Origin of the sequence: Bremerella sp. TYQ1 (assembly GCF_020150455.1) — a bacterium.
Taxonomy (GTDB): Bacteria; Planctomycetota; Planctomycetia; order Pirellulales; family Pirellulaceae; genus Bremerella; species Bremerella volcania_A.
This window is the reverse complement of sequence record NZ_CP083740.1, coordinates 5,171,848-5,186,495: the sequence shown is the minus strand read 5'-3', so window position 1 is coordinate 5,186,495 and position 14,648 is coordinate 5,171,848. Positions and strand designations below refer to the sequence as shown.

The 14,648-nt window shown below is 54.0% G+C and carries 10 protein-coding genes; 6 read left to right on the top strand and 4 right to left on the bottom strand.

The window, feature by feature from the left end:
- Positions 1–2: 2 nt before the first annotated feature.
- Positions 3–485, bottom strand: coding sequence for a MarR family winged helix-turn-helix transcriptional regulator (locus tag LA756_RS21150; RefSeq protein WP_224436713.1), 483 nt, complete (start codon positions 483–485; stop codon positions 3–5).
- Between the two features lie 271 nt (positions 486–756).
- Between LA756_RS21150 and LA756_RS21145 the strand changes: the two genes are divergently transcribed.
- The 4 genes from LA756_RS21145 to LA756_RS21130 all read left to right on the top strand — a co-directional run bounded on the left by LA756_RS21145 (position 757) and on the right by LA756_RS21130 (position 8,817).
- Positions 757–3,027, top strand: coding sequence for an FAD-dependent oxidoreductase (locus LA756_RS21145; RefSeq protein ID WP_224436712.1), 2,271 nt, complete (start codon positions 757–759; stop codon positions 3,025–3,027).
- A gap of 9 nt (positions 3,028–3,036) precedes the next feature.
- The gene (locus LA756_RS21140; protein WP_224436711.1) at positions 3,037–4,767 is read left to right on the top strand and encodes an FMN-binding protein; all 1,731 of its coding nucleotides are present in this window, start codon (positions 3,037–3,039) and stop codon (positions 4,765–4,767) included.
- A 96-nt stretch (positions 4,768–4,863) separates the two neighbouring features.
- A complete protein-coding gene (locus LA756_RS21135; RefSeq protein WP_224436710.1) occupies positions 4,864–6,684 on the top strand; it encodes a serine/threonine-protein kinase in 1,821 nt (606 codons plus the stop codon).
- A gap of 36 nt (positions 6,685–6,720) precedes the next feature.
- Positions 6,721–8,817 carry a right-handed parallel beta-helix repeat-containing protein gene (locus tag LA756_RS21130; RefSeq protein WP_224436709.1) on the top strand — a complete coding sequence of 699 codons (2,097 nt, stop codon included), beginning with the start codon at positions 6,721–6,723 and terminating at the stop codon, positions 8,815–8,817.
- Between the two features lie 84 nt (positions 8,818–8,901).
- Here LA756_RS21130 and LA756_RS21125 read toward each other — a convergent pair whose 3' ends face one another.
- The 3 genes from LA756_RS21125 to LA756_RS21115 form a co-directional block, all read right to left on the bottom strand.
- Positions 8,902–9,450, bottom strand: coding sequence for a carboxymuconolactone decarboxylase family protein (locus tag LA756_RS21125; RefSeq protein WP_224436708.1), 549 nt, complete (start codon positions 9,448–9,450; stop codon positions 8,902–8,904).
- A gap of 120 nt (positions 9,451–9,570) precedes the next feature.
- On the bottom strand, positions 9,571–10,467 hold the full coding sequence (locus LA756_RS21120; RefSeq protein ID WP_224436707.1) for a DUF4261 domain-containing protein: 897 nt from the start codon (positions 10,465–10,467) through the stop codon (positions 9,571–9,573).
- 82 nt (positions 10,468–10,549) lie between these two features.
- On the bottom strand, positions 10,550–11,140 hold the full coding sequence (locus LA756_RS21115) for a DUF1579 family protein (protein ID WP_224436706.1): 591 nt from the start codon (positions 11,138–11,140) through the stop codon (positions 10,550–10,552).
- A gap of 344 nt (positions 11,141–11,484) precedes the next feature.
- On the opposite strand from LA756_RS21115, the gene LA756_RS21110 reads away from it, so the two are divergent.
- Positions 11,485–11,925: a hypothetical protein gene (locus tag LA756_RS21110; RefSeq protein WP_224436705.1), complete on the top strand. Its 441-nt coding sequence runs from the start codon at positions 11,485–11,487 to the stop codon at positions 11,923–11,925.
- 182 nt (positions 11,926–12,107) lie between these two features.
- Entirely contained in the window at positions 12,108–14,642 is a 2,535-nt protein-coding gene (locus LA756_RS21105; RefSeq protein WP_224436704.1) for a DUF3656 domain-containing protein, read from the top strand.
- Positions 14,643–14,648 lie beyond the last annotated feature (6 nt).

Below are 14,648 nucleotides of genomic sequence, written 5' to 3'. Positions count from 1 at the left end.
GCTTACTTTTCGTCGTCGGTTACACCGCCGCGTGATTTTTCTAACAAATCGATCAACTGCTGAAGCTCCTGCTGATTTAGATGTCCCATCAACTGCTTATGGGCATCCATCAGGGGTTGGTCGATTTGGGCCAGGATCTCGAGAGCCTTGTCCGTGATCGCGACATACACCACTCGGCGGTCTTTGTCGCAGCGGACTCGGCTCACTAGTTCCTGTTTTTCTAATCGATCGATAAGTCCAGTGATCGCAGGGACGACCTGAATCAGACGTCCCGCGATCTCCAACGAAGGCAACGGTTTGCCTTCCCCACGCAGGATTCGCAGCACGTTGTACTGAGAACCTGTCAGGCCGTACTCACGGAGCAATCGCCCGAGTCGATTATGAAACAAGTCGCTCGTCCGCAAGATATTGAGGATCGCTTCCTGTTCTTTGGAATCGAACGGGTTCCGCTTCTTGAGTTCGTCTTTCAGTCCTGGCGGGGTCATAATAATAATCTCCAACTCCCTTATAGTTTACATGTCAACTATAAGGGAGGCAAGACGAATTTATTGATTTCTTCACAGTAAACCACGATGCGGGGCATGAATCCACCTTAAATCACACCACCCAAAGGGGTTTTATCCCTGCGGAGATGCGTCATTTTTCTGTCGATTTGCGTTACCAAGGGGGGAATGTGGTAGACTATAAGTCGATTTGCGGAGCTTATCTTCCGTCCCCTCCATCCTGCCCACTTCCATTTCTGGCACTGATTCCCCTATGAAAACCACTGCCTATGCCGCGCTGGCGGCAATTGTTTGTCTCTGGACATCCACCCTTTTCGCCGCGGATGTATTGGTCGAAGCCGAAAGCTTTACGGACCACGGCGGCTGGAAACTCGATACCCAGTTCATCAGCGAGATGGGTTCTCCCTATCTGTTGGCCCACGGCCTCGGCAAGCCCGTCGCGGAAGCGAAGACCGAAGTCACGTTTCCTTCGACAGGCCGGTACCGAGTGTTCGTCCGAACCAAAGATTGGGTTGCCCGTTGGGATGCCCCTGGTGCTCCAGGTAAGTTTCAATTGGCGATCGACGGAAAGCCCCTAGAAGAAACCTTTGGTACCGAAAGCGCTGAATGGTTCTGGCATGACGGCGGTATCGTCGACATCGAAAACGAAAAAGTCACGCTGAGCTTGAAAGACCTGACAGGTTTCGACGGTCGCTGCGATGCGATCTACTTTACGACCGACACCACGGCAACGCCTCCTACCAGCGGCAATCAACTGGCCAAGTGGCGCAAGCAGCAACTCGGCATCACCGAAGATATCAAGACCGAAGGTCCTTACGATCTGGTCGTCATCGGCGGTGGTTACTCCGGCATGGGTGCCGCGATCAGCGCTGCTCGGATGGGCTGTAAAGTCGCTTTAATCCAAGACCGTCCTGTGCTGGGTGGCAACGGTAGTAGCGAAGTCCGTGTCTGGGCGATGGGCTTGATTCGTCGTGGTAAGTACCCTCGCATTGGTGAGATTATCGACGAATTCGCCGACAAAGCGAAGAAGTCGCCTGGCACCTATGAAGAATTTGGCGACGACAAGAAAGAAGCCCTCGTTCGCTCTGAACCGAATATCGATCTTTTCCTGAATCATCATGCCAACGATCTGGAAATGAAAGATGGCGAGATCGCTTCGGTTACTGCGTTCGATACTCGCACCAGTCAGGTTCGCAAGTTTGAAGGAACATTATTCTGCGATGCCACCGGACATGGCAGCATCGGAGCTCTTGCAGGAGCCCTGTACGATCAAACCGACAAGGGCCGCATGGGTATGAGCAACATGTGGCGTTGGGACGAAGCAGACGAAGAAACCACCTTTCCTGAAACGCCATGGGCGTTGGACCTGACGATGAAAGACTTCCCTTACCCACGCGACCATCACGGTCAGTGGTTCTGGGAAAGCGGTTTCGACAAAGACCCAATCCATGGCGCGGAAGCAATTCGCGACTGGAACTTGCGAGCCGTGTACGGCGCGTTCAATGCCATGAAGAACCGCGAAGGGGCCTCGAAGCATAAGAATGCCGAACTGACTTGGTTGGCCTACATCGGCGGTCCGCGTGAGTCGCGCCGCTTGATTGGTGACGTCCTGCTGACGCAAGACGATATTGTCGCGAAGCGGGAATTTCCTGATGGATGTGTGCCGAGTACGTGGTCGATCGACCTTCACTATCCCAAGAAGGAATTCGCCGACAAGTTCCCCGACAATCCTTTCATTTCGATTGCCGTTCACGACCGTCGCGTTGACCGTTCGTATGGTTACCCTGTCCCTTACCGTTGCTTCTACTCGAAGAACATTCCGAACCTTTTCATGGCTGGCCGCTGCATCAGCGTTACGCATGAAGCCTTGGGAACCGTTCGCGTGATGAAGACATGCGGCATGATGGGCGAAGTGGTCGGTAAAGCATCGTCGATTTGCAAAATCCATGATTGCTCACCACGCGAAGTGTACGAAGAGCATTGGGACGAAATGGACGAATTGCTCCAGCTTCCCGGTCAGGCACGTCGAGAAACGGTCGATGCCGCCATCGAAATGCCTAAGAATCTTCTGCCAACTTCTCCCTACGGTCCGCCAACGGGACTCGATCCTTCCAAGATGGCTGGAATCGTGATCGATGACCGTCACGCCGAAAAGTCTGGCCAATGGTCGGAAGGGACCGGTCTCAAGGGATACGTTAACCATGGTTATCTTTACACCGGTCAAAAGGGAGCTTCGATTCGCTTCCCAATCAAAGTGGAAAAGGGTGGCAAATACGAAGTCCGCTACGCTTATCTCCCACACGAAAATCGAAGCGAAAAGGTAAACGTCACGTTGGTCACCGGTGCCTCGCAGGAATCGACGATCGTCAACATGCAAGAAGCTCCACCGATCGAAGGTGGCTTCCAGTCCCTGGGCGTTTTCTCGATCCAGCCTGGCGAAGAGTCTTATGTCGAAGTGATCAGCAACGGTGGCGGCAACGTTCACGCCGATGCGATTCAACTGATTCCCGTCGCTGGAAAATAGTTCACCTCGATGACGACGGATCCGTCCCCAACGACGCAAACACCGAAGAAACGCAGGTCTGCTGGCCTGCGTTTCTTACTGCATGGCTATCGCTTTGCTCTCATTGCGGCGATCGTCGTTTTGATCCGATTGAATGTCCAACATGAAGACAGCCAACCGCTCGGCCCTGTTGAAATCCCGCTAGAACGCGTTCAGGCCATTCTCCCCGAAGCCGTGTCATTGGTGCCTGCAACCGATCGCGAGGGAGCCTACATTCTCGATGCCGCTGGCGCGCGAATCGGCTGGTCTGTTACGACGCTGCCCACTGCCAAAGATATTATCGGATTCTCTGGACCGACCAATTCGCTGGTAGTCGTCGATGCGGACAATCAGATTCGTGGCATCGATATTCTCTCGAGCAAGGACACTCCCGAGCACCTGGATGCGGTTCGCAAAGCGGCCTGGTTTCCTGAGCAGTTCGTCGGCAAGTCGCCAGAAGATCTCGGCGGTCAGAAAAAGCTCGACGCAGTTTCAGGAGCAACCCTGACAAGCCTGGCGATTGTGGAATCGGTTACGAAAGTACTTGGCAGCGATCCGCCCAACTACCGTTTCCCTGACGAAATCACGCTGGAAGAAGTCGCCGAAATTGTTCCCGAAGCCAAGCAATTGGTACCACGAGAAACACCGCGTGGCTGGTTAGACATTGTCGATGAGCAAGGCCAAACCATCGGCACAGCCTGGAGGACAAGCCCCAAAGCAGATCAACATGTCGGCTACCAAGGCCCCACGGATGTGTTGGTCGTGATGGACAGCGACGACAAGCTGAAAGCGGTCGCACTTCGCAAGAGTTACGATAACCAACCATACGTCCGATATGTACGCGAGGACTGGTCGTTCCCTGAATATCTAAGTGGTCAGAACTTGGCCGAGCTTTCGACTTTTGACTTGGAAGCCTCTGAGATTGAAGGCGTTTCTGGGGCGACAATGACCAGCCAGTCGGCGACTCAAGCGGTGGGAATCGCGGCGGCCGCATACCAGCGAGAACTTCAAGCTGAAGAGCCCACGGCGGTAGCGTCTAGTCCGATCGCTTTCTCGTGGCGAGATGGAGCAACGCTCGCCGTTGTATTGATGGCCCTGGCTATTGCTTTCACCGATCTGCGAGGCAAAAAGTGGGTGCAGTTCAGCTTCGGCATTGTGGTGATTGCGTACCTTGGATTTTTCGCTGGTGACATTCTTTCCATGGCGTTGTTTGTCGGCTGGGCCAGTCACCCGGTTCCTTGGGAGAAATGCATCGGGCTGGTCGCTGTGGCCGTCGCCGCATTCGCGGTGCCGTTGTTTAGCAAAAAGCAAGTTTACTGTAATCATCTTTGCCCGCATGGCGCGGCCCAGATGATGATCTTGCGATTCTCGAAGTGGAACTGGAAGATCCCCCAAAAGTTACGCCTGGTGTTGTCGGCTATACCTGCGGTGTTGCTCGGGGTGTGCATCCTAATCGCATTCTCAGTCATCGATGGAAACCTGGCCGCGTTGGAACCGTTTGATGCCTACGTGCCGACAATTGCCGGTTGGGCGTCACTTTCGATTGCGCTCGGTGGACTGATATTCTCCGCGTTCGTTCCGATGGGATTCTGTCGATATGCCTGCCCTACGGGTGCAGTGATTTCTCATGTTCGCTGGAATGCTTCCAGCGACAAGTGGAGCATTCGAGACAGTGTTGCCACCCTTTTGCTGGGTTTGGCAGTGATTTGCTTCTGGTTGTAAGCGGACGTCGAAGTCGGTCGAAGTTGCTTCTATAATAAAACGCACAGTTGATCTCTTCACCTTCGTGCGGACTCGAAAGACGTAAGCGGCTGATCTATGGACGAAAAGAAAATGGGCCCCTATCGACTGGAAACCACCATCGGCAGCGGTGGGATGGGGACGGTGTATCGGGGTGTCGACGAACGCACCGGCGATAAAGCGGCGATCAAAGTCCTGCCTAGCAACATGTCGCACAACGAAGGGCTTCGCGAACGCTTCCAACGCGAGATCGAAACGCTGCTCCAGCTTAAACACCCCAACATCGTTCAGCTGTTTGGCTTTGGCGAAGAAGAAGGGGAACTGTTTTATGCCATGGAATTGGTCGAAGGCCGCAGCCTGGCAGAAGTAATCATCAAAACGCCGATCAAGAGTTGGCGGCAAGTGGTGCGGTATAGCCTCGCCATTGCGTCTGGTCTGCGCCAGGCCCACGACATGGGGATTGTCCACCGAGACATTAAACCAGCTAACGTCCTTATTACTAAACGCGACAAAGTAAAGATCCTCGACTTTGGGATCGCTCGAATCTTTGGTGCGACCGGCGTAACGATGGCCGGAGGTATTGTCGGCACGGCCGATTACATGGCTCCAGAGCAAGCCTTCGGAGAAGGTGTCACCCCTAAGGCCGATCTCTACAGCCTCGGTGCGTTGATGTATGCCATGCTTGCTCGTCAGCCGCCATTCCGTGGCAACACGGTGACCGAAATCCTTGACAAGCTTCGCTATTCCGATCCTATTCCGATCGATCGGCTCGTCGAGGCCATCCCGAATGATCTATCGCAGCTGATTACTCAGTTGCTCGAAAAGAATCCTGAAAATCGCGTCCCGACCGCACGAGCACTTTGCCGTCGACTGGAAGCACTGCTGGAACTTCCGGAAGAGACCGACTTCGATCTGAACCTGGCCGATCATTCAACCCGCGTTCCGTCACCGCCAGAAGACGAATATCAACTCAAAGGAAGCGACGCCGAAGACGCACCGACGCTTGACCCTCAAGCGAGAGTTCTCGCCGAAGCTCCGACGATGCAGCTAACCAACGACGGCAGCTCGGCCGCTGGTCCTTCCCAAGCAGCTTCCGAGGCGACGGGATCTCCCAAGACGATCATCACACAGCGGAAAGAAAAGAGCGAACCGCAAACACGGTTTACAACCGTTGCCGAACAACGCAAGCGAAAATCGGAAGAGGAGTCGCGAAAAGAAAAAGGAACCGCGTGGATCAACTACCTGCAAATTGGCGGGCTGCTGATTGCCTTAGGAATCGTCGTCGCGGTAATGTTTGTCGCGCCTCAGAAACCGGACGCCGATCAAGTTTATTCAACGATCGAACGCAGCGCGGAATCTGGCAACCTGGCCGAAGTTAACGATCAAATGGATGACTTCCTGGAACGTTTCCCGGAAGACTCTCGTTCCGACTATGTTGCTCAGCTGAAAGAAGAATTGAATCTCCGTCGACAGGAGAACCGTTACCGACTCGCAGCGGCACTAGGGCAAGGCAATCAAGGTTTGCATCCCGTCGAACAGCTTTACTTAGACGCGATGAAAACCAACGAGTTCGATCCATCCGCGGCTCGCGAAAAGTTGCAAGGGCTTATTTTGACGTACGGCCCAGCAGATACCCAACAAGGAGACGTCGCTCGCTGCCTGGTTCTGGCGGAACGCCGACTGAAGCAGCTAAACGCAACGCTTACCGGCCAACTCAAACAACAAACGGTCTCGATCCGTGAACGGCTTGAATATGCCCAACGTATTGCGCCCGACAATCCAGACAAAGCGAGACGCATTTATCGTGGTGTCATTCAACTTTTGAAAGATGAATCGTGGGGAGCCAACCTGTCAGGGGAGGCTCAAATGTATTTGGAAGGCTTGGAAGGGAAACCATAGGTCAGGCATTTGGAGTCGTCAGCCGCTTGGTTTATCATGAAGGCTACCCTCCCAAACCCTGCCGCGATCCATCCTTCCCCCGACCTACCTATGCCGATGCTCCGTTTGAAAGCGATCGTTTCGTTTCTATTGATCGCTTCACCTCTTGTCGGTGCCGATTGGTACATCGCCCCAAATGGAAGCGATCGTGCCGATGGCTCGAAAGATGCCCCGTTCGCAACGCTAATCCAGGCCCGTGATGCGATTCGCGCCACCCAAAACGAAGAGGCCCATACCGTTTGGGTTGCCGATGGTGACTACAAGCTTGACGCTCCTTTCATCCTCGAGCCAGCCGATAGCGGAACTCCAGAGTTCCCGATCGTCTATCGAGCGATGCCGAACGCCTCGCCGGTATTCTCCGGTGGAACAGTCGTTCCCGGCTGGCAACAAAACGGGAATGTCTGGCAAGCGACACTCCCCCCAGAACTTCAAAAACCTCTCCCCGAGCAGCTAATCGTCGGCACAAGTCCAACCACTTTGGCTCGCGAACCAGATGAAGGGCTGTTTACGCTTCAAAGCGTTTCCGAAGACGCCCCGAAAAAAGGACCTGCTGTTCAGACGGTTCACCTTAAGCCGGAAGATTACGAGGCCACGCTCGCCAAGATACCTGATTCAGAAATCGAGCGAGTCCAGTTTCTTGCTTATCACAAGTGGGACAATACGCGTCGCTTCGTCACTTCTCGGGTACCAGACGAACATGCGTTCATTAGCTCTGGTCGCAAAATGAAAGGGCACAATCCGCTCAACGAAAAGACGCAAGTCCGCCTGGAGAACTTTGCCGCGGCACTCGATACGCCGGGAGAATGGTTTGCGGCGACGGACGGTACGATCTCGTACATGCCGCGTGAAGGAGAAGATCTATCCCAGCTGAAGATGGTAGTACCGCGGCTGGAAAAGCTGGTAATTGTCCGCGGCAAGCCGGAAGCTGGCCAATTTGTCGAGCACGTCGAGTTACGTGGACTTCGTTTTCTCCATGGTCGCTGGACGACACCTCGGCAGGGATTCGAGCCGAGTCAGGCCGCTTCCCCCATTGAAGCAGCCATGCAGCTAGATGGTGCCCGAAACGTTTCGATCATCAACTGCGAATTAGGGCACGTGGGAACTTACGGCATCTGGTTTCGCCAAGGATGTGCCCATTGCCGGCTCGAACGTACCTGGATTCATGACACGGGAGCCGGGGGAGTACGCATCGGTGAGACGGCCATGCGTCAGGATGCCCATCAGCAAACGCATCATATCGTTGTCGACAACAATATATTGAATCGAGGCGGGCGTATTTTTCCATGTGCCGTTGGCCTTTGGATTGGACACAGCCCCGACAATAAAGTGACGCACAACGAGATCGCCGATTACTTTTACACCGGAATCTCGGTCGGCTGGCGTTGGGGCTACGACACAAGTTTTGCGAAACGGAATTCGATCGCCAAGAATCACGTTCATCATCTTGGCTATGGTGTCTTAAGTGATATGGGAGGCATTTACACGCTCGGCCCATCCGAAGGCACGACTGTCCGCGGCAATGTTTTCCACGACATCTATGCCTATAGCTACGGAGGCTGGGGACTGTACACGGACGAAGGAAGTAGCGGAATTTTGTTCGAGAACAATCTCGTCTATCGCACCAAGACGGGTGGATTTCATCAGCACTACGGAAAAGACAATATCGTTCGGAATAACATCCTGGCTTTTGCCGAGCTTTATCAGTTGCAAGCCACGCGTGTCGAACCACACCGATCGTTCGTTCTAGAAAACAATATCGTCTATTACGACCAAGGCGAACTGCTCCATGGTCGCTGGAGCAAAGTCAAACACGAGAGCCGCAATAACTGCTACTTCGATGCGTCGGGACGTGCAATCACGTTTGAGGGAAAGACTTTACAGCAATGGCAAGAAGAAGGACACGAAACGGGCTCCTTAGTCGCCGATCCTCAATTTGCCGACGCCGCAGCATTTGACTTCTCAGTCGCAGAAGATTCGCCGGCAATCAAACTTGGCTTCAAGCCATTCAAGACCGACGATGTGGGTGTGTATGGTGATGCCGCATGGATTGAGAAAGCCAAACAATTTACCTATCCCCCAGTACGTCCTGAGTAGTCACGGCACACGAACGAAGCGCAGAAAAAAGGGTGGCTCGCGTGTCAGTACGCTCGCCACCCTGATTCGATCGAATTCAAGACATCAGGCAGTTTCAGCGAACAGTTCCACCTTAGGGAAATCAACTTCAGTCTCGGCGACGTGGTTGAAGATGTTGGTGAAATAGTTCATCGCCACAAGTCCGACGACCTCGGTGATTTCTTCATGACTCAGTCCAGCCTGAGTCGCAGCGTCGAACTGCTCTTTGCTGACGAAACCAGTCGTTTCGGCAATTGCCAAGGCCAAATTGATCACTGCTTGAACCTTGGGATCGGCAGCTTCCCCTTGGCGGATCTTGACGGTTTCTTCTTCGGTATATCCCACTGCTTTGCCAACCGCCGTATGGGCCGAAACACAGTATTGGCAATGGTTCTTTTCACCGATCGCCATGGCGACCGCTTCGCGAGCTTTGGCCGACAGCTTGGACCGTCCCATGGCGCCGGAGAAGCTTAGATAAGCTTCCAGTACGGCTGGCGAGTTCGCCATTGCACCGATGATGTTGATCTCTTTGCCAAGCTTCTTCTTCGCGGCTTCCAGAAGTTCGCGTTGCTTGCCTTCAGCGTTTTCCAGTGGGATCGTTTGTAATCGAGGCATGATGGTTCTCCTTGTATCCGAAAAGCAGTTGTTGTGTTGAACTGCTCTCTTCGATTCCACATGGAGGCATACCGTTACACCTGGAAATTCAATTCTTTCAGAATTCGGCGCCGGCGTGATTTACTTCACATAAACGCCTGCCGTGACGGCATAGCGGAGGCCGGCACAGTAAGGAATGCCAGGATCGATGTCGATCACCTTGCGAGGCGGGCCGAGCAGTGCCTCTTCATACCGACACTTCCAAACCTGGCTGGCATTAATCCCGGGAAACGCCTGACCATCTTGGAGCTTCGGTCCACCTTCAAAGACGTCTAACGCTTTCTCGTAGATAATCTGTTGAAGCTCGCGCCAATCGAGCCCTCGGAAGTGACACTGAAAATCTGGCAGCCCGAGGATCCCTAGGCCAAGGCTATCGATAATCATATCGCGAGACTCGTCGTCACGACGTTCGCCATAACCGATGACTCGCGATACGCGGACGTTCAACGCGCCCGGTGCTTTCCATGGTTTCGCAGCAACGTCGTGAAGACCCTCCAAGTACATCTTCGGATCGAGAAACTGCTCGGTTGCTTCCCAATAGATCGCGTCACAGGGAACCGCCTCACATACGCTGGCGACGAGTGATTGCATCATTTGCAAACGATCAAGCGGCCGCATGTTCGTAGCCGTTTGATCGATGATCACCAACTGATGTTCACAGTCGCCAACGACCCCGTCGGCGTCATCCCAAAGCCACGACTGCTCGAGAGCCGGAAGATAAGGCGTCAGATCGCCGGGGTACTCGATTTCTTCGTGCCGAATACTCCACGTTGCACCGACCGACTTGCCACCGATGTTGGCGACATGTTTCGGATGACGAAAATCGAGGCGTTCCGAGTCACGCTTGCCGTCGCGAGGCGCAAACCCTTCCGCACGGGGCTGCATCTTGTCGAGGATCGCAGCCTTCGGCACGTCCGGCTTCGTTTTGTAGAAAAGTCGAACACGATAGTCGCGCGAATCAGCACTGTCTTCGAGCACGAAACTCTCTCCGCTCCAGGAATGAAAAATGCACCCGGTTTCCCAGGTGCATTTTAGTATAGTCAACCCATTAGGAAATGCGTTACTGTTTGATGTACTCGATTTTGCCCATCGGCACTACGCTTCCGTCCGCAACTTGTCCGAGCGTGAATACAAAGCCTTTGTCGGTCGGCTTGGTCACCATCTTGAAGTTCATCTCGCCAACCGGTGAACTGCAGACCCCGGTTTCGGTCATGACACCGGTCTTTTCGTCCAACGTCCCTTCGGTGCGGAGAATATGGGTCGACATGTTATCGAGCCAGATTCCGACAAACTTCTGCTTCGCATTGTCGTAGCCCAAGATTCCGAAACCCTCCATCGTCTCGCCGTTGTAAGTGCTTTTGAACTCTTGCGTCACGAACCGACCGCCCAAGATCGACTTGAACTCCGCCGTTCCGTCATCGACCGATTCCTGTTCTTTGCCGGGAACAATCCATGTCGAGACCGTCTTGTACTTTCCGACCATCTCTTGCAAATGCATGTGCGGCTCGCCTGGGGCACCAAGCTTTGCCATCATTTCCTCTAACATCGCGGGGTCAAAAGTGTCGGGCTTTGCGGCAGGTTCTTCCGCCCAAACGAAGTTCCCCAAGACCAACACCAAAAATAAGCCTGTCAACTTGCTAGCGATTTTCATGAAACGTCTCCTGAACATGCCCCCCAAGTGAATGTCACACCGACTATAACGGCTTCAATTTTACCCCGGCAAGCTCCCCCTAATCACGCTCTTTTCCCAAACTTCATAACGCAGAACATTTTTCTGCGGCGACGCCGCAAAGTCATGGTGGATTCGCTAGTTTCACCGTAGGAAATCCGAGACTTCTTTTTTGGCTTAATCGCGAAAGGATTTCATTGACGATTCATGTTTTCCGGCATAAAACCACAATTGAACGGACGCAACCGGACTTGCAGGATTAGCAAATCATTTTGATTCGAAGGGGCGCCAGCTTATCTGTTCCTCTCACCGCTAAGGAGGATGCCATGCCCGACCTGCAACGATTGACCGACGCCGCCGTAACGAAACTTCTGACGGAACATGCTCTGCTGCACGATTTGCTGGAAGAAGCAGACCGCATCACCGCAGAAGGCGACACGCCAGAAGCGCTTGTGCTTGGTCTGCACGAACTTCGCGAAATGATGCACGATCAATTCGCGGAAGAAGAATGTGGCGGCTATCTGCAAGAGACCGTCAGTATCGCGCCCCGCTATTCTTCCGAATGCGAACAACTTCGGCACGAACATCGACTGATGCTGAGCGATGTCGATGCGATGCTCGACGACTTGCACCACAGTCCCTATGAAACGCTCGGAACATTCCACGTTCGGTTCCGTGAGTTCACGACACGTTTTCTAAATCACGAGCATCATAAAAACGCGATCGTGCAGAAAGCGCTGGAAGACGACATCGGTGTCGGTGACTAACATGCCGCTCAGATACAGAGTCGGATGAACTGCCAAGCCACTTGGGGAAAGAGTTCTCTCTGTGGCTTTTTTTGCGGTTGAGGATTCCCGATTTCTTCCCTATCCGATACAGCCCAAGCCCAGTAAAATCAACGGATTCGACTTGGTTTTACGGCATCTACTGGGCAAAAGAACAATTTCTGATGAGTGATCGGCATGCATTTACCACAACGCGTCCGGAACTTCTCGCTCCGGCGGGCGACTGGGATTGTGCCCGCGCGGCCATCGCGAACGGCGCCGATGCCATCTATTTCGGCTTGGAAACAGGCTTCAACGCCCGAGCCAGAGCCAAAAACTTCTCGCTGGATGACCTGCCGCAGTTGATGGAGATGCTGCACTGGCACGGGGTCCGCGGCTACACGACTGTCAACACTCTGACATTTTCCGACGAATTGGCCACCATCGAACCGATCATTCGTCGTATCGCCGAAGCAGGTACCGATGCCGTTCTTGTGCAAGACGTCGGCTTGGTGAATCTCATTCGACGCACCGCCCCTGAGTTGCCGATCCATGCGTCGACCCAAATGACTTTGACCAGCGCCGAGTGCATTGCCGAAATCGAAGAAACCGGTATCGAACGTGTCGTGCTTGCTCGGGAACTGTCGGTCGCCGAGATCGCCAAGATTCATGCGAAAACCCAAATGCCACTCGAAGCGTTCGTGCATGGAGCGCTTTGCGTCGCTTACAGCGGGCAATGCCTGACCAGCGAATCGCTTGGCGGACGTAGCGCCAATCGCGGACAGTGTGCCCAGGCATGTCGCCTTCCGTACGAACTGGTTTGCGATGGCGAAGACATCGATCTTGGAAATCAGAAGTACCTCCTTAGCCCTCAGGACCTGGCCGCGTTCGCGCTCGTGCCAGAACTTCTAGAAGCCGGTGTCGTTTCGTTTAAGATCGAAGGGCGCCTTAAAACACCAGAATATGTAGCCAACATTACACGGCACTATCGTCAGGCGATTGATGCCGCGTTGGCCGGAAAGCCGGTTACGTTTACCCCGCGGCAAGTCGAAGAGATGGAGCTCTCTTTCTCTCGTGGCTTTTCGCCAGGTTGGCTGCAAGGTTGCGACCATAAGATGCTTGTCCCGGCCACCAGCAGTGCCAAACGAGGTGTCTTGGTCGGCGAAGTGATCTCGATCGACGATCGTCGCAAACGCGTGAAGCTGGACCTGTACGGCCGACTGAAAGCGGGCGATGGCATTGTCTTTGAAGGAGATCGTGCCGCCGGGAAAGAGCAGGGGGGCCGCGTCTTCACCGTGAGCCAAAAAGGCCGTCGTATAACCGGTGAGGCAACGAGTGGTGTCGTCGAAGTCGATTTCCCTCGTGGATCGGTCGACTTCCAATACATCACACCAGGCCTGAAAGTTTGGAAAAGTGACGATCCGGCCCTGACTCGTGAACTTCGCAAAACCTACAGCGGCGACCTCAATGGACGCGATCTGCCACTAATCATCAACGCCCAAGCACGCGTCGGTCAACCGCTACGAATCTTCGTCAGCAGCGAATCACTTGGCAAGCTCGAACTGCAAACCGAACAGCCGCTGGAAGAAGCACGCAAGCACCCACTCACCGAAGCTTCGCTGCAAGAGCAACTTTCAAGGCTTGGTGGAAGCGGCTACTCATTGGCAGAGTTTTCGGCCAAAATCGCCGGCACGCCCATGGTGCCGCTAAGCCTGTTGGGTAAGCTTCGCAAAGAAATGATTGCTCAGTTGGATGACTTGCGTCGCCAGATGGCCACGCGAGGTCGGGTGATCGATGAAGAGCCAGTCCTTACGACGCTAAAGTCCGAAGTCGAACCGGCCAAGATCGAACCGAGCGAGCCAGAGCTGATTGTGCTCGCGCGATCGATGCACCAACTCGAAGCCGTTCTGAACGAAGGTATTCCAATGGTCTATGTCGACTTTCAAGACATCCGCGAATACAAAGACGCCGTTCCATTGGCCCACGAAGCAGGTGCCAAAATTTTCCTGGTCACTCCACGCATTCAAAAGCCAGGCGAGATGGGCATCTTCAAGGCGCTCTCGAAACATGGTGCCGACGGATACGTAGTGAGGAACTTGTCAGGCCTAAAATACTTCCAAGATCTAGGTGCGTCTTGCGTCGCCGACTTCTCCTTCAATGCCGCGAACGAGCTCACCGTCGACTGGCTGCGAAAACGGGGTGCGGTACGGATTACGCCATCGTACGATCTCAACCGCGATCAGCTGCTTGTCATGGCAGAAAACTGCGCGGCCCATTTGCTGGAGTTGGTCATCCACCAGCACATGCCGATGTTCCATATGGAACACTGCGTATTTTGCAGCGTCCTTTCTCCCGGAACCAATAAAACCAACTGCGGACGTCCTTGCGACGAGCATGACGTAAAGCTTCGCGATCGTGTAGGGGCCGAACACCCGCTGAAGGCCGATGTCGGCTGCCGAAATACACTATTCAACAAGACGCCCCAAAGTGGTGCTGAAATCGTTCAACCAATGCTCGAGCTAGGCGTTCGTACGTTCAGAGTCGAACTGCTCAACGACGATCCGCCACAAGAGATTGCGAAAATCATTCGTCTCTACCGCGATCTCCTGCACGGCAACATCGGGGGTGAAGAAGTCTGGACGCAGCTTAGTGCGTTGAATCGTGTCGGTGTAACTCGCGGTACGCTAGAGCATGACCGCGATCCGTTGGCCATCATTTAAAACCGT